Raw genomic sequence first — 19,767 nt, forward strand, 5'->3', positions numbered from 1 at the left:
TTGAAGCCGGCTTGGGGGCGAGGTTCGCCCGCCCGGCAGTGGGGACAGGCTGCCGGACAAGACCTCCGACCGGCCCGACGGTTCGATCCCTCACCCGTCACTCAACCATCGGTCCCAACTGGGGCCTTGGCTCCGGGCAATGCCCCGGCTAACGGTCTTTGAGTTGGTCGGTGACTCGTCCCGTGGTGGCGAGCACGGCTAGGGGCGTTCCCAAGGCAAATCCGAGCAGTGCGGTTGAGGTAAGGGTTCTCCAAATCAGGCTAACGGTATCGGCGCCGAGAGGGCTGTGCACGGTGACAGCCGCGAGAGTAACAGTAAGCAAGACTGCAGCAGCAAGCGCGGGGACCACGATCAGGACTGTTTCGATTGAAATCAGTGCAGCGACAATGGATCGGGCGGAACCGAAGGCCTGGTAGATCGCCAGTTCAGTGCGCCGGCTCCACACGCCGAATGCCAGGACTAGGGCCAGAAGCGCTGCGGCTGGAATCCAGGGAACTTTGTCGGCAAAAGAGTGCCACTGCTGGCCTGGAGTTGCGGATCCCGAACTGGAGCTCAGGTAGGGCTTGATCTGTGCGCCGGGAACCGAGCCGAATGCGTATTTGAGGATTTCCTCGCCGTGTTGAACTGCTCCGGGTTCCATTCTGATCCAGCAGTCGAGGAGGGGCTGATTCGGTTGACTGATGACGAGGAGGTGGGAGGTGAACTGGTCGGGACGAACTGTGGGCGCGGTTCGGGTTTGAACTGTCGCTTCGTTCCCGTTGCTATCCTGGATTCTGGAGCCAACACCGAGAACGCCAAGTTGCTCAAGGTCGACACCGAGGATAACTCCGGTGGTGGAGGAGGTGGTTGCCCAGACCTTCAGGGCGTTGGGAGTAATACCTTTGGTGGGTATTGATGGGGTCTGCGGCAGTGTTCTCACAGAGGGAGGCGAAGCGAGCGTAGTTCCCCCGGCCGCCGCGACTCCTCCATACCGATTGAGGGATTCGCAGGTGGTACCGTCAAGGGGCGCTTCGGGAGTGGCTGCGGCCGACCACACCAGCCCACCTAGATCCTGTCGGCTCCATTCTTGCTCCAGGGCGGTGCGGGCTTGGTCGAAGGTCAGCAGGCCAAAGACGGTAAGAAGGAAGGTGAGGACGAGCCCGACCCCAAGGTGGGTGGGCCCCAGGTTGCGCAGCGCTTCAGTGAAAAGTTCTTTTGGCCGCCACGTCATGACTGCCTCCGGCGAGGAGTAATCGGGTCCGAATGGACCCTGTCGCCAAGGTAGACTATCCGGTCTGCAAGTTGGGCAATGTCTTCATCGTGGGTGGTGACCAGAAGGCTGGTACCCCGCGCGGACTGGAAGAGCGCTTCCCCCACAATCTGTGCAGTTCTCTGGTCCAGGTTGGCGGTGGGTTCATCCGCCAAGAGGATAGACGGGTTGGTGACAAGCGCGCGGGCTACCCCAACGCGCTGAGCCTCGCCGCCTGACAGAGTTCGCGCCTGCCTCGCCTCATAGCCCGCCAATCCCACCTCGGCCAGTTTTACACTTGCGGTGTCGTGAGCAGCGCGACGGGTCACTCCTTTGGCTAGGAGGGGGAGAGCAGCATTGTCCAGGACGCTGCGCCGGGGAAGAAGACTAACGGTCTGCAAGACCCAGGAAATGGTGTGGCCGAGCAGCGAAGACGCATCGGACACAGTGCGCGGGCGCTCATCTATGGTCACGGTGCCAGCTTGTGGTTTCAAGAGAAGGCCTGCCACTGATAGCAGTGTGGACTTGCCGCGTCCGGAGGGACCCATCAAGGCCACGCGTTCTCCCGGTTCAACCGTTAGGCTCACGTCGTGGAGCACATCCGTGCTCATCCCGGGATAGCGGAACGTGACGTGGGACAGGGTCAGAGACATTGGGCGGAATCCAGGATCTCACCGGGGTTGAGTAGCACGATGTCGCCGATCGCAATGTCTCCATCTATCACCACAGACCCGTCGACAAGCCCGTCCAGAACAGAAACAGGAGCTTTAGTGAACTCATTTGTGTTTCGTTGGACTGCAACACACGTGTTCACACCGTCACTGATTAGGGCTGCAGCCGGGACAGACATGCCGCTTTCTGGTTCAGCCAAACGAAGGTTGCCTTCAACCGTTGCGGTATCGCCTTCGGTGGGGCGAGACGTTGTGTGGGCAGCCTGGTCAAGATCCGCAACTACCCAGCCGTCCTCCGTGAGAGAAAGGGCCACGGTCTTCCCTTCAAAAGTGAAAACGTAGTCACCGACCGGGGCGCCCTCATCATTGGCAGGGGTGACTGTAGCCGCAGTTGGCAGCGACAGCCCCGTTGCCAGCGGTTCCCCGGCAGCGGGCACCGGCTGACCAGCTCGGATCTTGACCTGATCAACGGTGTAAGAGGGTGCCGGTAGGCGGACAAACCAGGCCGGAGAGAACGTGCCTGTGGGTTGGGCGACCCCTTGCTGACTCTCCCATTTCTTGACCAAGAGTTCGGTGCCATCCCCGAAGTCTCCATCAACCCACACCGCCCACTCGGGCAAAAGCGAGTTCAAAACTGTTTGCATGAGGGCGACATCGTCACCTTTGTCCCCCTTGCTCAGCTCCCGGAAAAACACCCCGTCATCCACGTAGGCCACGACCTGCCGGTCATCAACAGAATATAAGCGGGACCCATTCGAAAGCTCCGTCCCCGGAGCCATCTCGATCGACGTGACGGTCCCGGTCTGACTTGGGGCAATCAGGTCGCTAACGGGCGTGAACTTCACTGCGAGCGTGGCATCTACCGAAAACCTCGCTTCGGCTTCCACCACCGGGACCGTCACTGGAACCGGCGCAGGATCCAAGTCACTCAACGAGCGTGGAACATCAAAAGAAAGCAACCACGCAGTGACCACCGCCGCAATCCCTAACCCAAGAGTGCCAAGCAAATACCACAATCCGCCGCGCCCACCTGACGCCCCAGCCTTTGCGTGCATCAAGTTCTCCCGGTACTACTCGGCATTGACGCCGCGGAACAACTTGAACAGGTGAGCCTGTAAACAGTCTTGAGCCTCGTCATTGCCATAGACTGCCTCTCCGACAACCCCTTCAAGGTCGCCCACCTTAATTCCCGACACACCGGCTGCTTCCAGGCAATCAATCATGTCTCGGTAGTCCGCCTCCCACTCTTCGCCAGAGAGAGCCATGCTCTCAATGTAGCGATTCTCCAGACTCGCCGCGTGCTTGCGGAAACACGAATCATGAGCTCGCATCATTGCATCCTCGGTTGCTTCATCCGCGTCAGCGGAAGAATTCAGAGGTATCGCGTACAGGCCGCCTGCATATTCAACCGGTTCACCGGTGTCAAACCCTTTCTCTTGAATACACTGCACGGTGGCTTGAATTCCGGCCCAATACTCTGCTTTCGTCACGGTCTTCCCAGCGTTGGGCCCGTCAGACCCGCACGAACTAAGCAGGAGTGCGCCCACCCCCATCAGTGCCGCGACTACAATATGGTGACCCCTCTTCCGGTCCATGCTGTCCCCCTTTAGCACTAGACCAATCAGCCTCCGGCCCAGTATGTCGGCCGCGGATGGCCCCGCTAGCAGATGGTCCAACAACCGCGAATGACGTTATTCTTATCCTGATTCGAGCCATCGTGCCGCGCCTCTTGCCCAGATAATCCGAGTCTTCAGCGTTATCTGAGTAAAGTCCTTGGCCGACTTTGGTTGTCTCAAAAGACCCGTCGCAGCGTCGCTCAGGGCGATATGAGACACATTCCACACTAGCCTCAAGTCTTGCCCAGATCAAAGCTCCCGCAAGGGCTTTTTGGACAAGCACCGAAACAATCCACGAATGGGCTGATGGGGGCAGCTTTGCGAGGAGGATTTTGAAGCTGTCTCTCCGGGATCGTCGCGGGTCGTGCCAGTAGACTCGGAGGTGTCGGACAGTCGTCGATAAACCCGGGAAGCAAAACAGCCTTGGTCCTTCATCACGCTGCTCGGTTCCCGCTGCGGTCCCGGCGACCCGGAGGTAACCTTTTGCCCAGCCGGGACATACTGAGAGCCACCTGCGGGAATTGAACCCGCGACCTATTCATTACGAGTGAATCGCTCTGCCGACTGAGCTAAGGTGGCAGTGCCCAAAGAGGGCAACGGCCTTACTTTAGCCGGTTGATCCCCCACCGAGCAAACTTACTGGCAGACGGTCCCCTCAGGGGGTAGCTGCCCCTGCAGCAGGTACTGGTTGACTGCGGTCAACACGCATTCGGACCCACCCTGCTGGTAGGCACCGTGGCCCCAGCCGTCGTAGGTGAGCAGGACCGCATTAGCCAACTGTTCCACCAGGCCCTCCGCCATCACGTAGGGGGTGGCGGGGTCGTGGGTGGTGCCAATCACCAGGATCGGCGCGCTTCCCTCCGCCCGAACGGGGCCGGACCGAACCCGCGGGGTAGCTGTCCACGCATCCATCCCGGCCGACGCGTAGCCGAAGCTGCTGCCCAGCACCGGGTAATCCTCCGCCAGACGCTCGGCCTCAGCCTGCCACTCTTCGGGCGTGCCCTCCGGGGCGTAATCCAGCCCGTTGACGGCCAGGAACGCATCCTGGCTGTTGTTGTAGCTGCCGTCGTCCTCCCGGCCGTTGTAGAAGTCGGCCAGCAGCAGCAACATCGAGCCGTCCCCCTGGAAGGCCAGCTGCAGGGCGACCTTTAGCAGCGGGTAGCTTTCCGGAGAGTAGAGCGAGCCGATGATGCCGGTCCGGCCCAGCGCCGCGGTCAGGGGACGGTCCGGACTGTCGGTGGGCAGCGGGTCTGCTTTCAGGGAGTCCAAGAACTCGGCCAACTGCTCCTGTCCGCCAGCCACCCCGCCGGTGACCGGGCAGTCGTCATCCTGCTGACACACCTCAATCCAGTGGGCCAGCGACTCCTCCATCCCACCGGCCTGGAGCGAGGCCACCTCGTTGATCCCCAGGGCCGGATCCACCGCACTGTCGAGGACAAACCGGCCGACGCGGGCGGGGAACAGGTCGGCGTAGGTGGCTCCCAGTTGGGTCCCGTAGGAGTACCCCAGGTAGTCCAACTGCTCGATCCCGAGGGCGGCCCGGATCATGTCGAAATCTCGCGCCGCCGAGTCGGTATCGACGTAGTTCAGCAGCTCGCCGGTGCGCTCCAGGCACTGCGCGTACAGGTCGGCGGTCTCCTGGTGAGCGGTGGCCACCAGCTCGTCCAGCGGCAAATCCCGGGGGTCATCCGAGTCGGCCAAGAACTGGTCCCGACCCTCGTCATCCCAGCAGCTGACCGGACTGGAGGCGCCCACCCCGCGCGGGTCCACCGCCACGATCTGGTAGTTGTCCACCACGGGTGCCGGCACCATCAGCTCGACAAAAGAGGACAGGGACTGGACCGCATCCCCACCGGGACCGCCCAGGTTGAAGAACAGGTTCGGCTGGTTGTCGTTGGTCCCGTAAATGGCCATCGCCAACTCGATCGGGGCGGAATCCGGATCATCCCAGTTCATCGGGGCGGTGACCGTGGCGCACCGGTACCGGTTCAGGGCTTTCGGCGGGGACATCCGCGGGAGTGTCACCTGGTCGGCGTCGCACGGTTGAAAGTCAATTTCCTGGCCGTAGTACTGTTCAAACCCGGCGGGGGCCTGCTCGACCAGGGCTTCCCCGGCCAGGCTGGCCGAGTCGCTTTGCACCTGCTGGACCGGAGTGCACGCACTGAGCGCGAGGGCGAGGACTGTTCCGACCGTGATTGCGGTGCGTTTGCGCACTGGGCCTCCTAGTTGGCGAGGTCGGGCCGTACCAGACTGATGAGCAGAGCTTCCAGCATCAAGGTGGTGGCCACATTGGTCTGCAGTCTCTCCCGAGCCAGGTTGATCGCTTCCGTTCTGTCAACCACTCCGCGAGCGTCAACTCGCTCAGCCCACCAGGACACCTGATCCATCAGGTCAGGGTTGATCGGCGGCACCGGGGATCCTAACTGGACCACCGTAACATCTCGGAAGAATCCGAGCAGATCGACCAGAATCCGATCCAGTTCATCGGCCAGGGACCGCTTCGCTCGGCGCTTCTGGTCCTCCTCCAACTGGCGGATCTGCGCTTGGACGGGCCGGGGAACTCGCTCACCGGGCTGCAGGCCCAGGTTCTGTTTGAAGGTGGCCAGCTCCTCGGCGTTGCGCTCTTCGAGGCGGTTGACGCTGTTCTTTTTGGCCAGGTCCAGCAGTTGCTGGGCAGCGACTACAGCCTCGCCCACCGACTGTGGACGCAGCGCGGTCATCAGCGCTTCTACCTGCGCTTGACGCAGTTGCGGGTCGCGGGCCAGGGCGCGGGCGTACCCGACGTGGCTCTGGGAAATCTGGGCGGCCAGGTGGGCCTGGTCCTGACTGACCCCGGCCTCCTGCATCAGCAGTTTGGTCAGCGAGTCGACCGGCGGCGTCGTTAGCCGCAGTTGGCGACACCGGGACCTGACCGTGATCAGCAGGTCGTCGGGGCTGGGGGCGCACAGCAACCAGAGGGTCTGCGCGGGGGGCTCCTCCAGGCTCTTCAGGATCACGTTGGAGGTTTGGGGGGTCATTCGGTCGGCGTCTTCGACAATGAGGACCCGCCAGCGGCCCAGGGACGGGCGCGAGTAGGCCACTTCCAGCCAGCCGCGAACCTCCTCCACCTTGTAGGTCATCGCCTCGGTGGTCAGCTCGTTCACGTCCGGGTGCGAGCCGGCCAGCACCGACCGACAACCGGAGCACTCGCCGCAACCGGGCTCCGCTCCGGTGCACTGGAGGGCGGCGGCCAAGCAGCGGGCCGCGACGGACCGCCCCGACCCGGGCGGGCCCGTGAACAGCCAGGAGTGCGCCACTTTGGCTCGCTCATCCCCGGCCAGCGCCCGCCGACCTGCCGCCGCGGCAGCGCGCAACTGCTCCACCGCTCCGGCCTGTCCGATCAGGCGATCCCAAACGCTCACCGGTCCCCTCCCAGCACTTCCAGCAGCGCGGTTACCACCCCGGTGAAGGTCTCCTCCACCGAGCCGTTGGCGTCCACCAGCCGATAGCGGCCAGGTTCGAGGCGGGCCGCCTCCTGATAGTGACGGGCCACCTGCTCGTGAAACCGGTCGCCCGCTCGCTCCAACCGGTCCTTTTCCTCCCCCCGGCGCGACAGTCCGACCTCGGGATCAATGTTCAGGACAATGACGGCGTCGGGCAGCAGACCGTCGGTGGCCCACAGCGACAGGTCGCGGATCGCCCGCTCGCCCAGACCCCGCCCAATCCCCTGGTAGGCGACGGAGGAATCCAGGTATCGGTCGGTGATGACGGTGGTGCCTGCGGCCAAGGCCGGGCGGATCATGGTGGCCACGTGGTAGGCCCGATCAGCCGCGTAGAGCAGCGCTTCGGTCCGCGGGTCCACGTCCTCCGGACCGTGCATGACCAGTTCGCGCAGCTGGTGGCCAAGGGGGGTGGCTCCGGGCTCGAACGTGGTCAGCACGTTGGCTCCGTGCGCCTCCAACCGTTGGCGCAGCAGGTTGATCTGCGTGGTCTTGCCCGACCCGTCCCCACCTTCGAGGGCGATAAACATCCCGCGGGGCAGCTCCCGCAGGCGCTGAGCGGCCCGGCTTACCAACTGGTCCATGGTCTCATTTCTTCGCGGTGCGGGTGGTCTTCTTCTTCGCGGGGGCCTTCCGCTTCGGGGCGGGCCCCTTGGCGCGCTTGTCGGCCAGCAGGGTGAAGGCCCGCTCCTCGGTCAGCCCTTCCACGGTTTCTGCCCGCGAGACGGTGACGTTGGTGGTGCCATCCGTGATGTACGGGCCAAACCGGCCGTCCTTGACCACCACTTTCTTCCCGGAAATGGGGTCGGTCCCGAACTCGCGCAGCGGGGGCTTGGCCGTTCCGCGGCCCCGCTGTTTGGGCTGAGAGTAGATCTCGATCGCCTGCTCGAGGGTCAGGTCAAACAGCTGATCCTCCGAGGCCAGGGTGCGCGAGTCACTCCCCTTCTTCAAGTACGGGCCGTAGCGACCGTTTTGAGCGGTAATCATCTCGCCGTCGGCGGGGTCCACCCCCACTTCGCGCGGCAGGGAAAGCAGCTTGAGGGCCTCTTCCAAGGTGACGGTCTTCAGGTCCATCGACTTGAACAGGCTGGCCGTCCTGGGCTTGCCCTTGTCGTCCTCGGGCAACACCTCGGTCACGTAGGGGCCGTAGCGGCCGGTCTTGGCAATGATCAGGTGGCCGCTGTCGGGGTCTTCCCCCAGTTCGCGCCCATCCGCTGCCGCTTCTTCCAGCAGCTCGTGAGCCACCTGCTCGTTCATCTCATCGGGGGCGATTTCGGGCGGAACCGAGGCCCGCTTCCCGTCGGCCGTCTCCAGGTAGGGCCCGTACCGGCCGATCCGCAGGGTAATCCCCTCGGCCACCTCGATCGAGTTGACGGCCCGGGCGTCAATGTCACCCAGGTTTTCCACCGTGTCGCGAAGACCGCGCGCGGCAAAGTCCTCAGACTTGGCGCTCTGATTGCCGAAGTAGAAGCCCTTGAGCCAGTTGGGGCCCTGCTCCTCACCCGCGGCGATCCGGTCCAGGCCCTGCTCCATCTCGGCGGTGAAGTCGTAGTCAACCAGGTCGGCCAGGTTCTCCACCAGCAGGCGCGTGACGGAGAACGCGAGCCAGGTCGGCACCAGGTACTGGCCCCGGTGGGTGACGTAGCCGCGGTCGGAAATGGTCTGAATGGTGGCAGCGTAGGTGGAGGGGCGGCCGATCCCCAGGTCCTCCATGATCTTGACCAGGGTGGCTTCCGTGTACCGGCCCGGAGGCTGCGTCTGGTGCCCGTCGGCGGTGGCACTGGCCACGCTGACTGATTCACCTTCGGCCACGGCGGGCAGTTCGCGTTCGCCGCCCTTTTCCTTGTCGTAGCGGCCCTGATCCCGGCTCTCCTGGTAGAGGAGGCGGAAACCGGGCTGGGTGATCACCGTGCCCGAGGCGGAGGAAATGACCTCTTCCCCGGCCGCATCCGCGCTGACCTTGATCGTGGCCGTGTACCCCTGCGCGTCAATCATCTGGGAGGCCAGCGTCCGCTTCCAGATCAGGTCGTAGAGGGCCAACTGCTGAGCGGAGACGTCCTTCCCCAGCGACTGGGGGTGCCGGAACTGCTCACCGGAGGGACGGATCGCCTCGTGAGCCTCCTGGGCTCCCTTCGCCACCTTGCCGTAGAAGCGGGGCTCGTCCGGCAGCAACTCCGGGCCGAACTGCTTCGTGACCTGCTCCCGCGCGGCCTTCAGCGCCTGGCCGGACAGGGCGGTCGAGTCGGTTCGCATGTAGGTGATGTGCCCGGACTCGTAGAGGCTCTGCGCCACCCGCATGGTGGTGGACGCATTCCACTTCAGTTTCCGGGACGCCTCCTGCTGCAGGGTGGAGGTGGTGAACGGGGCTGCCGGCCGGCGCCGGTACGGCTTCTGGGTGACCGAGAGGATGGCCGCCTCGGCCCCCGCCAGCGCCTGGGCCAACGCCTCGGCCCGCTGCTCGTCGAGCGCCACCGCGTCGGCCTGCTGGGCCTTCTCTTTCAACTGGCCGTTCTCAGCAAAGTCAGAACCGGTCGCAACCGGGCGCCCACCGACGCTGATCACCTTGGCCCCAAACGAACCTTCAGCGGTCTGAACCTCGGTGTCCACGCTCCAGTAGGACGCGCTGACGTGGCGCATCCGCTCAATTTCGCGGTCCACCACCAGGCGGGTGGCCACGGACTGGACCCGACCCGCCGACAGCGAGGGGGCCACCTTCCGCCACAGGACCGGGGACACTTCGTACCCGTAGAGTCGGTCCAGGATCCGGCGGGTCTCCTGCGCATCAACCAGCGACCGATCAATCTCGCGGGTGTTTTCCAAGGCCCGTTGAATCGCTTCTTTGGTGATTTCGTGGAACACCATCCGCTTTACCGGAACTTTGGGTTTCAACACTTCCAGCAGGTGCCAGGCAATCGCCTCCCCCTCGCGGTCCTCATCGGTGGCGAGGTAGAGTTCGTCGGCTTCCTTCAGCGCCTTCCGCAGTTCGGCGACCTTTTTCTTCTTGTCTGGATTCACCTGATAGTAGGCCTTGAACCCGTCGTCGACATTGACGGCGAACTTGGAGTACGGCCCCTTTTTCATGGAGGGCGGCAGCGCGGACGGGGTGGGGAGGTCCCGGACGTGCCCGACGGACGCCTCCACCACATATCCATCACCCAGATACCCTTTAATGGTCTGGGCCTTGGCCGGGGATTCGACGATTACGAGTTTCGTTCCTGGCACCGAGCTTCAATCCTTCTAGCTAATTTCAGTTGCCCCGTCTGGGGTTCCTACGGCTGACGATATACCCTAAGTCAGCAATCTCAATAAACTTAGCGCATTTGTGGATGGAGTCACTGTTCGCTCCCCGCCCAGGCCATCATGCCCGCGCGTAGCAAAGCTGGCAGTTCCAGGGCCACTTCTGCCGCCACCTGATCCCGCTCCCGATCCGTCAGCATCGCGACCGCACTGACGATCTGGCCGGCGGTCAACTCTCCGTCGGCGGCTCCCGCCAGCGCGGCCATAGCCGAGCCGACCCGGATCGCCCGGCCCATCCCGGCCCCCTGGGTCAGGCGGATCACCTGGGGATCAGCCTCGCCCGGTTGGTAGTGGCGCTCTTCCCGGACATCTTCGGCGCGAACGGGCGCCAGATCCTCCCAGTTTGGGGCCAGCTGAACGTGGTCCAGGGCGGCGAGCACCGTCTTCCCGTCGGGGAAGGTGCCCTCTTCCACCAGTTCGGCCGCCAGCTCCACCCCGTCCCGGCTTCGGCGACGCAGCGCGAGGAAACCCATGGCCACCTCGTCCACCCCGGCCTGGGCAAAGTCGGCGATCCACTGCTCGTAGTCGGCCTCCCACCGCTGGCGACCCTGCAGGTTCCCCCCGGCGTCGCGCAGCCAAAGTTCGGAATACTGGGCGGCATCCAGCCGGTCCCGGAGCACCACCCAGGCATCCAGCCCAACCCCGGATCGGGTCAACCAGGTTCGAATCGGATCCTCCCAGGACCCCCGGTGCGGCACCTCCCAGTTGGCCAGCATCTGCATCACCCCTCCGGGGCGCAGCAGGTTCGGACCGGTGGAGATGACCTGAGCTACCAGGTCGTCCCGATCCATCCCACCATCCCGGTACTCCAGCAACCCTTCGGTCCGCAGGCTTGGCGGGGTGATCACAAACGGGGGATTAGAGGTGATCAGGTCGAACTTTTCGCCCGCCACCGGCTCGAACAGGGAGCCCTGGCGGACATCCAACTGCACCTGGTTGAGGGCGGCGTTAAACCGGGTGTAGGCGCAGGCGCGGGCGGAAATTTCGGTGGCCACCACCCGGTGGGCGTGGGTGGCCAGATAGAGAGCCTGAATCCCGCAGCCGGTGCCCAGGTCCAGGGCCACCTCCACCGGTTCGCGCACGGTCATGCGCAGCAGGGACAGGGTCGCCGGACCGATGCCGAGCACGTGATTTGGTTGCAGCGGCCGGCCGGTCTGCATCTCGCACCGGTCCGAGGCGATCCACCAGTGGTAGTTCCCACCGGGAAGCTCGGCAGCGTGCGGCCGCAGATCCATCAGCGGGGAACCGTCCTGGTCAATCAGGCCCAGTTCCTGCGCCCCGGCCAAACCCAGGGTGGGAAGAGCCTCGGTCAGGTCGACCCGCTCCCCCAGAATGAAAGCTTTGGTCAGCTGAGCCGGGGGCGTGTGAACCGAGCGAAGGCGAACCAGGGCGGGAACCCGCTGTTCCCGGGCCAGGGCCGCTCCCGCAACCGGACCGAGCAGTTGATCCACCGTGTCGACCGTCCAGTCGGCTCCGGCCAGGTCCGCCCGGAGTCGGGCCACCAGGTCCGGGTTCACAGCTGCACCCAGGCGGCCGAGTTGGGGGCCAACCAGTAATGGCCGTCTTCCTGGCGCGGCGGCTCGGTCGCGAGAATCACCTGCCCGGTGAAGGGCAGTTTCCGCTCCCCAATTCCGAGGTTCAGCACGCTCAGGTAGTGCCCGGCCCGCACCACCACCAGGTCGGGATCGACGTCCAGCACTTCCCACTCTCCCTGGCCCAGGCCGTACTGGCGCCGAACCTGCAGGAAATGGCGGTACTGATTCAGAACCGAGTTCGGGTCGCCCTCCTGCCGCTCAGCAGAGAGCTCACCCCACCCGTCCGGGATCGGCAGCCACGGGTTTGGACCCCAGTCAGCCACCGGGTCCGCGGTCCACGGCAGCGGCACCCGCGCCCCGTCACGCCCGTAGGATCGGTGGCCGGTCCGCTCCCAGGTGGGGTCGGTGCGGGCCTGATCCGGAATCTCCAGCACTTCGGGCAGGCCCAGCTCTTCCCCGTTATAGAGGTAGCACGAGCCGGGCACCCCCAGCAGGAAGACGGTGTAGGCCAGGCCCCGACGCAAACCCATCTCCCGGTCGGGACGCGGATCGCTGGGCCCCAGGCCGCCTTCGAAAATGGAGCCCCGCGGGTAGCACAACCGGGTGGCGTGGCGAACGACGTCGTGGTTGGACAGAACCCAGGTGTTGATCCCGCCAAACTTCAGCTCCAAGCCATTGGCGGTTTGGAGTGCCTCACGCAGGCGCGGGGCATCCCAGCCGATGTGCATCACCCGGAAAGAGAACGCCTGGTTCATCTCACCGGGTCGGATGTAGAGCGCCTTCCGGTTCGGGTCCTGAACCCCGACCTCGCCAATCATGATCCGGTCCGGGCCGTAGTCGTCCAGGATTCGGCGCCAACGCCGGTAGATGTTGTGAACATCGTCCTGATCGAAGTAGGGGGCTTGGTCGTAGAGGCGCCCCAACTCTTCGGGGGCGATCTCAAGTCGGTTTAGCCCGATCTGGTCATCGGGCAGGCCCGGCTTCTTCACCAGGCCGTGGGCGACATCGACCCGGAAGCCGTCGGCTCCCAGGTCCAGCCAGAACCTGAGCACCTCGTCAAACAGGTGCCGCACATCCGGGTTGTCCCAGTTCAGATCCGGCTGGCTGGCGTCAAACAGGTGCAGGTACCACCAGCCGCGGTCCTCCTCTTTTCCACTCAGCGGCTGCACCTGGCTCCAGGCGGGACCGCCGAACTGTGACCCCCAGTTGTTGGGAGGGTTGTCCCCGCCGTAGCGGAAGAAATACCGGTCCCGTTCCGGGGAGCCCACCCCGGAAGCCAGGGCCGCCTGGAACAGGGGGTGCTCGCTGGAACTGTGGTTGGGCACCAGGTCAATCAGAATCCGCAGGCCCCGGTCGTGGGCCGCGTCCACCACCTGAACAAAGTCCTCAATCGTGCCGTACTCGGGGTTGACCCCGAAGTAGTCCGACACGTCGTAACCGGTGTCATGCTGCGGACTGGGATAGAAAGGCGAGAGCCAGAGGGCGTCCACCCCCAACTGCTGCAGGTAGTCGAGGCGACCCAGAACCCCGTGCAAGTCCCCAATCCCGTCCCGGTTCGAATCTGCAAAAGAGCGGGGGTACACCTGGTAAAAGACGCCGCCTTGCCACCAGTCTGCCGCTGAGTTTGGACCTTCCACCGGGTGCAGCGCTGCGGATGTTTCCATCGTGTCCCCTCCTGCTCGTGTCGATAGCGGCTATTCTAGTGGCCCCCTCCGACACGGGAACTGGCACGTGTCCGCCCAGAGCCAAACCGCCGGTCAACGCGCGGCCAGCCGCGGTTTCCCGGTCCGACCAAAGCTAAACTGAGCAGCATACCACCCGGATTGGCCTCGCACCCGGGACTAAAGAGCGATAGATTGGATTACGTAACCAAACGGGGACGAAAATCACTACCCCGAGAACTGTTGAGGAGACGATATGCCAGTGTATGTCCTGCCTGAGCTGCCCTATTCCTACGATGCGCTCGAGCCCTACATCTCCGCTGAGATCATGGAGCTGCACCACTCGAAGCACCACCAGGCCTACGTCGACGGAGCCAACGCTGCCCTCGCCGCCCTGGCCGCCGCTCGTGAAGCGGGCGATCAGGCCGCCATTAACCTGCACGAGAAGAACCTGGCCTTCCACCTGGGCGGCCACTCCAACCACTCCGTGTTCTGGAAGAACATGACCCCCAACGCCAAGCCGGGACCGGAAGGCGCCCTGAAGGAGGCAATCGACGCCAGCTTCGGTTCGCTCGACGCCTTCAAGAAGCAGTTCGGCGCTGCCGCCCTGGGCCTGCAGGGCTCGGGCTGGGGGGTCCTCGCCTACGACACCATCAGTGGGGGATTGGTCACGTTCCAGCTCTACGATCAGCAGGGCAACGTTCCGGTTGGCACCGTGCCCCTCCTGATGCTGGACATGTGGGAGCACGCCTTCTACCTGGACTACAAGAACGTCAAGGCGAAGTACGTTGAAGCTTGGTGGAACGTCGTCAACTGGGACGACGTTGCAGAGCGCTACCAGCGCGCCAAGGAGGGCTTCGGGTCGCTCCTCGTCTAGAGCACCCGCAGTCATTAACCTTCCGCGCGCCCGCCCAGTTACCCCCGCCTGAGTCAGTTCTCACTTTGGGGGTAGCTGGGCGGACGTGTAACATATCAGCGTTGGTAGCGTGTCCGAGCGGCCGAAGGTGCAGCACTCGAAATGCTGTGTGGTTAATAGCCACCGTGGGTTCAAATCCCACCGCTACCGCCAGAAACCGCGACAGATCGCGGAAAGGTCGAAAGGCCCGATCGGTTCTTTACCCGAGCCAATCGGGCCTTTCCCCTACCCGGAGGGAACCGAATCCAATGGCGGGGAAAATCGACTTCAAACGGGACCTGGATAGCTACCGGGCTAGCCGAGGCAAATTTCGCCTAGTGACCGTCCCCCCAATGCGGTACCTGCGACTCGACGGACACGGCGACCCGAACACATCGCCGCTGTTCCAGGCCAGCCTGGAGACGCTCTACCCCGTTTCGTATCAGCTGAAGTTTGCCAGCAAGCAGGCCGGGCGCGACTACGTCATTCCCCCGCTGGAGGGCCTCTGGTGGGCGGAGGATCCCGGCGTCTTTGCCCAGACTGATGACCGGTCCCAGTGGCAGTGGTCGCTGCTGCACCTGGTGCCCGAGTGGATTAGCGAGGACGAGGCGATGGCGGCCGCCGGCGCCACGGACGGCCCGCGCCGGGAAGAGCTCCGGGTGGATGAGTTGGACGAGGGCAGTTGCGTGCAGATTCTGCACGTGGGCCCGTTCTCAGCAGAGGGAGAGGTGCTGCGCCGCCTGCACCAGGAGTACCTGCCGGCGCACGGCCTGCGGCCGACCGGCATTCACCACGAGATCTACCTGAGCGACTTTCGGCGCACGGCACCCGAGCGCCTGCGGACCGTGTTGCGCCAGCCGGTGGAGGCCTAGCCCCCGCGACTCCAAGTCGGACTTTGGCACCGCTCGGGCCGGTCGGGCCACAGCTCCCGGCCGGTTTGGGCTCCATTCTGACGGGATGACCGGGCGACAAAACAACCGGGTTGAAGACGACTGTTTATTTCGTCGATAAAGCCGGTCAGCCGACCCTTCGACGGGTCGGTCCCGCCCGCAATGTGCTGGAGAGGAAAACGCTCACCTCGGCGAGCGTCGAGTCCCTGACCTGGACGAAGCTTCCGTGTTAGTCCCCTGAAGAGTCTGTTTGAACCCTCCACTTCCCGCCTCCAGAACACTGAATGTGCCCCTTCACGGGCGCAACCGAGTCGATCAGCATAAGTGCAGACGCGCGGATAATTGCCCACTTTTTTCGGTGACATTCAGCCACGATTCGAGTCCCGCCCGGGCTCACTCGGCGAAGCGCGCTGGATGCAGCTAACCTGGAAGGGCTTGGAACCGGACCGGTGCAACCATTCCGGCGCCTGGAGTTGGAACGGTATGACTGGCGTTCACCGCGACGGGGTCTGCACTATTTCTGACCCGGAGGTTCCATGCACCAACCTGACGTCTCGGAGTGAGCCACTTGTTACACTTTGGTCCAACTGTTTCAATGCTTGGCCAAACCCGATAATGTTGTGTATGAGTCATACGTGAGCGGGATTGTGCTACCTACGATACGATCACGATGCAGACCGATGGAGGAAAGTAGATGAGCCCGGAAGAAACCCCCACCCCCTCGCTGGGGACCAAGCTGACGGAACACATGATCCGTTTCGACTGGCAGCGACACATGGCCGCCCAGGACGCACCCCTCGGTGCGGCTGCCCTGCGCCTCATGTGGTTGCTGTCCGACGGCCAACCCCGCACTCTGCGGGAAATCTCCGAGGAACTTCACCTGGAACAGTCCACTGTCAACCGACAGGTGAACGCTTCGATCCGCGCGGGTAACCTGGCCCGGATCAACGACCCGAACCGCGCGGCCCAGTTGCTGATCCCCACCGAGGAGGGACGCCGCCGGTTCAAGATGAGCACCGAGCGCGTGGTGCGACCCTACGACCGCGCCCTCGAAAAGATGGGACCGGAAGCCGCCCACAAGTTCCTGGAGCTAATTGAGCAGTTCACGACGGCCTACTCAGACGTGAACCTCGAGCCCACCTCAGAGGCTTAAAGCGCAGGTCAGAGCGTCAAAGTACCCACATTTGTCGGTATGGTCAGCCCGAAGCTCCGTGCCAAGCTGAGGTCAGCAAGGCCGGACTTCGGGAGGTGAGCATGACCGGACAGACCACGATGGAGGACGCCGCCCAGTTGCGGCGGGAGAACCAGCGCGCCAAGCATCGCCAGCGTCTGCTGCGCACGCTGATGCGCCCGCGCCTCGACGAGAGCAAACTGGTCCTCGCCGCTGCGGCCCCCACGGTGCTGGAATTCAGGACTGGGCTGGAATTCGGGGCTGAGCCGGGAACCCCCGCTCGCTAGGCGGAGTACCCGGCCCGCAGGGCCCGGACTGCCAGCTGGGAGCGGGAAGCGCACCCGGTGGCCGCCAGAATCTCCGAGACGTAACCGCGGACCGTCGCCTCACTCAACCCCAGACGCTGGGCAATCTCCCGGTTTGGGCACGCCTCAATCAGGTACTCCACCAGCGCTCCCAGGCGCGGCGGCAACTCGGACAGCGTCCGGGCGAACTCCTCATCCACCTCGGTGCTGGCGAAGTAGGCCTCGGCCAGCATCGCCGTGGGCCGCGGGCCCATCACCACCGCCCCCGCCGCCGCCTCGCGCGCCAGGGCGCAGATCCGATCAACCTCCAGATCCTTGGTCAAGAAGCCCTTCGCCCCGGCTGCAATCGCCTGTTTCAACGACTCGTCGTGCTCGAAGGCGGTCAGCATCACCACGGTCACCTCCGGGTGACGCTCACCAATCTGGCGGGCGGCACTGATCCCATCCACCCCGGGCATGTCCACATCCAGCAGGGCCACATCCACCTCGGAGCGTTCCAGCACGCTCAGGGCCGAAGCTCCGTTGGGGACGACCGCCACCAAATCCACGTCGGCGCGCTCGGTCAGCAGAGCCTGCAACCCCTGCCGGTAGATTGGGTCGTCGTCCGCTAACAGCACTCGCAACACATTCACTCCGGGTCCACCCCCACCCCGGCCGGCACGGTCACCGACAGCACCCACCGACCGCCGGAGCGGCCAAAGTCGATTGAGCCGGCCACGTCACTGACCCGGGAGGCCAGGTTGGCCAGCCCGAAGCCGCCACTGAGCTCGGCCGGGCGCGGGTCGAGGCGTTGGGCCGCGGGCACGTCACTGACGATGGTCAGCGCCACCGCCCGGTCGGGCAGCCCCTCTAGCAGCAGGTTGGCACTGGATCCAGGCTGGGCATATTTCAAGATGTTGCTGGTCCCTTCGCGAATGGCCAGGGCCAGCAGGGAACGTTGGCGCTGCGTCAGCTGCTGGTCCAGCTCTGCCGGCAGCTCAGAGTTCAAGCTCACCTCACACACCTGGAGCATGACCCGGCAGGTGTGGATCACCTCGGCCAGGGACACGTTTGGATCGGAGGAACGCAACCCCCCGATCAGCGCCCGCACCCGGCGCAGCGATGCCCGGGCGGACGAGTTGATCGTCTGCAACTGGTCCCCCAGCGCGTGATCGGTGCAGCGCGCCAGCGCCACGTCACTGGTAACGATGATCCCCGACAGGTCCCGCGCCACCGTGTCGTGCAGGCTGGCGGCAATGTCTTGACGCACCGAACGTTCCGCATCGATCACTTCCTGGCGGGCCACCTCGATTCGCGAGTGCATCGCGCGCATCCGCCGGTCCAGCACCTGGATCCCAAACCCCAGGCCCACCGCCCCGGCCAAGCCAATGGCAATGCCAACCAGGTCCGCGCTGATGGTGGAGGAACGCAGCAGCACCGCGCCGTCGACCGCGAGGAACGCAACTGCCGCCTGCCAGTACCAGCGCCTGGAAATCCAGTCCGCCAGGATGGCGTACAGGCCCATCACCGGAAAGAGCAGTACCCCTTCGCTGGGCGCCATGATCGTGTCGGCCACCACCAGCACGCAGAACGCGCTGCCAGCCCCGGCCGGAAACCAGGCCATCAGGGCGATCAGGACGGCGGCCAGGATCGACCACATCATCTGCCACCGGTCGGCAGCGATTGACGCCTCGTTGGCGGTGGCCTCCAGCAGCAACACCACCGCGGCGAAGGCAACGAACACGGCCATCCGCCCCCCGCTCGGAGGGACACTGCCCCCGGTGATCAACGGAGTGTGGCGGCGTTTTCTCACCGTTAGCAGTAGGGCCAGCTGGGGAAGACGACGCAGAACCAGGTCGCCCGGGGGATGATGATGCTGGCGCCAACCCGAGGGGCTGACTGCGCGGGCGCGACCGCCTGGACAGGCACGGCTACCGCCAGCGTGAATCCGAGGGCGCACGCGACGGTCAACAATCGTTTTTTCATCGTAGTTCCTCACTGAAACTGGACGGGTCGCCTCTCATTTTGCCCTTTTTTCACTCGGAGCGGTACAGACAAATGTTGGGATCGCCTCCGCCAGCCCAAAATCGACCTGTCGGAGCGGGCCACTAAACTGGCCCCATGATTGACCCCTACGGGCCAGATGTTCTGCGCCAAGACCCACACGCTCGTCCCGCAACCCGGGAGGTGCCAGTCGAAGTCGGTATGGTGCTTGAGGACCCCTCCACCGGTTTTGTCGGGGCGGTGACCCACGTGGAGAAATCCGGCGGCATGCACCTGGTGGAGTTGGAGGACCGCTACGGAAACCGGCGCGGCTTCCCCCTCGGGCCGGGTTTCTGGCTCGACGGCCAACCAATTGTGGCCCTGCCGCCTCGTCCCACCCACCGTCGGGGCCCCGGCCAAACTAACTCGGGCTCCCGGTTGCCGGCCGAGCGCCGGGCCCGGGTGGCCAAGCAGAGCCGCCTCTGGGTCGAGGGCCGCCACGATGCGGAACTGATCCAGCACGTCTGGGGGGTCGACCTGGCCCAGGAGGGGGTCGCGGTCGAGCTGCTGGACGGGGCCGACCACCTGGAAGAGGTGCTGGAAGTTTTCGGCCCCACCGACTCGGCCCGGGCCGGCGTCCTGCTGGACCACCTGGTCCCGGGGTCAAAGGAAACCAGGATTGCCGACTCGGTTCGCCGGCGCTGGGGTCCGACCGTGCTGGTCCTCGGTCACCCGTTCGTGGACATCTGGCAGGCGATCAAGCCGACCCGGGTGGGCCTCGATGAGTGGCCCACCATTCCCCGGTCGGTCGACATCAAGGTGGGGACCCTCACCCACCTGGGACTGCCCGCGGCCAACCAGGCAGACATTGCCGAGGGGTGGCAGTTCCTGCTCTCCCGGGTGCGGACCTACCGCGACCTGGAGGTGGACCTGCTCCGCCCGGTTGAACAGCTGATCGACTTCGTGACTGAACCGGGCACGCTATGAGCACTTTCACGCCCAAAAGCCCAACGGTCCCAGTGGTTTGCGGCCCGGGAGGACTACGCTAGTTGGCGCT

General features: G+C 64.5%; 18 protein-coding genes and 2 tRNA genes. 6 read left to right on the plus strand and 14 right to left on the minus strand.

Going from position 1 to position 19,767, the window contains the following annotated elements:
* Positions 1-148: 148 nt before the first annotated feature.
* From SAC06_RS09565 to SAC06_RS09615, 11 genes are all read right to left on the minus strand, one after another.
* Positions 149-1,210, minus strand: a complete 1,062-nt coding sequence (locus SAC06_RS09565) for an FtsX-like permease family protein (protein WP_350258071.1) — start codon at positions 1,208-1,210, stop codon at positions 149-151.
* The gene (locus SAC06_RS09570) at positions 1,207-1,881 is read right to left on the minus strand and encodes an ABC transporter ATP-binding protein (protein WP_350258072.1); all 675 of its coding nucleotides are present in this window, start codon (positions 1,879-1,881) and stop codon (positions 1,207-1,209) included. Before SAC06_RS09570 ends, SAC06_RS09565 begins: the two co-directional genes overlap by 4 nt.
* On the minus strand, positions 1,872-2,954 hold the full coding sequence (locus SAC06_RS09575) for a hypothetical protein (RefSeq protein WP_350258073.1): 1,083 nt from the start codon (positions 2,952-2,954) through the stop codon (positions 1,872-1,874). Before SAC06_RS09575 ends, SAC06_RS09570 begins: the two co-directional genes overlap by 10 nt.
* Before the next feature lie 15 nt (positions 2,955-2,969).
* Positions 2,970-3,389: a hypothetical protein gene (locus tag SAC06_RS09580; RefSeq protein ID WP_350258074.1), complete on the minus strand. Its 420-nt coding sequence runs from the start codon at positions 3,387-3,389 to the stop codon at positions 2,970-2,972.
* A gap of 632 nt (positions 3,390-4,021) precedes the next feature.
* Positions 4,022-4,094, minus strand: a tRNA-Thr gene (locus SAC06_RS09585).
* A 57-nt stretch (positions 4,095-4,151) separates the two neighbouring features.
* Positions 4,152-5,729 (minus strand): alpha/beta hydrolase, encoded by a 1,578-nt coding sequence (locus tag SAC06_RS09590; RefSeq protein WP_350258075.1) that lies wholly within the window; start codon positions 5,727-5,729, stop codon positions 4,152-4,154.
* Positions 5,730-5,737: 8 nt separating this feature from the next.
* Positions 5,738-6,916, minus strand: coding sequence for a DNA polymerase III subunit delta' (locus SAC06_RS09595; RefSeq protein WP_350258076.1), 1,179 nt, complete (start codon positions 6,914-6,916; stop codon positions 5,738-5,740).
* Positions 6,913-7,578 carry a dTMP kinase gene (gene tmk, locus SAC06_RS09600; protein ID WP_350258077.1) on the minus strand — a complete coding sequence of 222 codons (666 nt, stop codon included), beginning with the start codon at positions 7,576-7,578 and terminating at the stop codon, positions 6,913-6,915. The genes SAC06_RS09595 and tmk overlap by 4 nt, the downstream gene beginning before the upstream one ends.
* A 4-nt stretch (positions 7,579-7,582) precedes the next feature.
* Positions 7,583-10,216, minus strand: a complete 2,634-nt coding sequence (gene topA, locus SAC06_RS09605; protein ID WP_350258078.1) for a type I DNA topoisomerase — start codon at positions 10,214-10,216, stop codon at positions 7,583-7,585.
* 110 nt (positions 10,217-10,326) lie between these two features.
* Positions 10,327-11,808 (minus strand): methyltransferase, encoded by a 1,482-nt coding sequence (locus SAC06_RS09610; protein ID WP_350258079.1) that lies wholly within the window; start codon positions 11,806-11,808, stop codon positions 10,327-10,329.
* Positions 11,805-13,490 (minus strand): glycoside hydrolase family 13 protein, encoded by a 1,686-nt coding sequence (locus SAC06_RS09615; RefSeq protein ID WP_350258080.1) that lies wholly within the window; start codon positions 13,488-13,490, stop codon positions 11,805-11,807. Before SAC06_RS09615 ends, SAC06_RS09610 begins: the two co-directional genes overlap by 4 nt.
* A 253-nt stretch (positions 13,491-13,743) precedes the next feature.
* Between SAC06_RS09615 and SAC06_RS09620 the strand changes: the two genes are divergently transcribed.
* The 5 genes from SAC06_RS09620 (at position 13,744) to SAC06_RS09640 (ending at position 16,730) form a co-directional block, all read left to right on the plus strand.
* Positions 13,744-14,364 carry a superoxide dismutase gene (locus tag SAC06_RS09620; protein WP_350258081.1) on the plus strand — a complete coding sequence of 207 codons (621 nt, stop codon included), beginning with the start codon at positions 13,744-13,746 and terminating at the stop codon, positions 14,362-14,364.
* Between the two features lie 103 nt (positions 14,365-14,467).
* Positions 14,468-14,556: transfer RNA gene (locus tag SAC06_RS09625), tRNA-Ser, on the plus strand.
* 164 nt (positions 14,557-14,720) lie between these two features.
* The gene (locus tag SAC06_RS09630) at positions 14,721-15,254 is read left to right on the plus strand and encodes a GyrI-like domain-containing protein (protein WP_350258082.1); all 534 of its coding nucleotides are present in this window, start codon (positions 14,721-14,723) and stop codon (positions 15,252-15,254) included.
* Positions 15,255-15,966: 712 nt separating this feature from the next.
* On the plus strand, positions 15,967-16,425 hold the full coding sequence (locus SAC06_RS09635; protein ID WP_350258083.1) for a hypothetical protein: 459 nt from the start codon (positions 15,967-15,969) through the stop codon (positions 16,423-16,425).
* A 101-nt stretch (positions 16,426-16,526) separates the two neighbouring features.
* Positions 16,527-16,730 (plus strand): hypothetical protein, encoded by a 204-nt coding sequence (locus tag SAC06_RS09640; RefSeq protein WP_350258084.1) that lies wholly within the window; start codon positions 16,527-16,529, stop codon positions 16,728-16,730.
* Here SAC06_RS09640 and SAC06_RS09645 read toward each other — a convergent pair.
* The 3 genes from SAC06_RS09645 to SAC06_RS09655 form a co-directional block, all read right to left on the minus strand.
* Positions 16,727-17,380 (minus strand): response regulator transcription factor, encoded by a 654-nt coding sequence (locus SAC06_RS09645; RefSeq protein WP_350258085.1) that lies wholly within the window; start codon positions 17,378-17,380, stop codon positions 16,727-16,729. The two genes, SAC06_RS09640 and SAC06_RS09645, sit on opposite strands and share 4 nt — an antisense overlap.
* Positions 17,377-18,477, minus strand: coding sequence for a sensor histidine kinase (locus SAC06_RS09650; RefSeq protein WP_350258086.1), 1,101 nt, complete (start codon positions 18,475-18,477; stop codon positions 17,377-17,379). The genes SAC06_RS09645 and SAC06_RS09650 overlap by 4 nt, the downstream gene beginning before the upstream one ends.
* A 65-nt stretch (positions 18,478-18,542) precedes the next feature.
* Positions 18,543-18,713: a hypothetical protein gene (locus SAC06_RS09655; protein WP_350258087.1), complete on the minus strand. Its 171-nt coding sequence runs from the start codon at positions 18,711-18,713 to the stop codon at positions 18,543-18,545.
* Positions 18,714-18,848: 135 nt separating this feature from the next.
* Between SAC06_RS09655 and SAC06_RS09660 the strand changes: the two genes are divergently transcribed.
* Positions 18,849-19,697 (plus strand): DUF3097 family protein, encoded by an 849-nt coding sequence (locus tag SAC06_RS09660; protein ID WP_350258088.1) that lies wholly within the window; start codon positions 18,849-18,851, stop codon positions 19,695-19,697.
* Positions 19,698-19,767: the final 70 nt, after the last annotated feature.

It is taken from the genome of Scrofimicrobium sp. R131, assembly GCF_040256745.1.
Lineage (GTDB): Bacteria > Actinomycetota > Actinomycetes > Actinomycetales > Actinomycetaceae > Scrofimicrobium > Scrofimicrobium appendicitidis.

Coding starts and splice junctions, on each gene's coding strand:
- SAC06_RS09640 (WP_350258084.1), top strand. CDS start 16,527: ATGACCGGACAGACCACGATGGAGGACGCCGCCCAGTTGCGGCGGGAG.
- SAC06_RS09650 (WP_350258086.1), bottom strand. CDS start 18,477: ATGGCCGTGTTCGTTGCCTTCGCCGCGGTGGTGTTGCTGCTGGAGGCC.
- SAC06_RS09575 (WP_350258073.1), bottom strand. CDS start 2,954: ATGCACGCAAAGGCTGGGGCGTCAGGTGGGCGCGGCGGATTGTGGTAT.
- SAC06_RS09615 (WP_350258080.1), bottom strand. CDS start 13,490: ATGGAAACATCCGCAGCGCTGCACCCGGTGGAAGGTCCAAACTCAGCG.
- SAC06_RS09620 (WP_350258081.1), top strand. CDS start 13,744: ATGCCAGTGTATGTCCTGCCTGAGCTGCCCTATTCCTACGATGCGCTC.
- tmk (WP_350258077.1), bottom strand. CDS start 7,578: ATGGACCAGTTGGTAAGCCGGGCCGCTCAGCGCCTGCGGGAGCTGCCC.
- SAC06_RS09660 (WP_350258088.1), top strand. CDS start 18,849: ATGATTGACCCCTACGGGCCAGATGTTCTGCGCCAAGACCCACACGCT.
- SAC06_RS09570 (WP_350258072.1), bottom strand. CDS start 1,881: ATGTCTCTGACCCTGTCCCACGTCACGTTCCGCTATCCCGGGATGAGC.
- SAC06_RS09565 (WP_350258071.1), bottom strand. CDS start 1,210: ATGACGTGGCGGCCAAAAGAACTTTTCACTGAAGCGCTGCGCAACCTG.
- SAC06_RS09635 (WP_350258083.1), top strand. CDS start 15,967: ATGAGCCCGGAAGAAACCCCCACCCCCTCGCTGGGGACCAAGCTGACG.
- SAC06_RS09655 (WP_350258087.1), bottom strand. CDS start 18,713: ATGAAAAAACGATTGTTGACCGTCGCGTGCGCCCTCGGATTCACGCTG.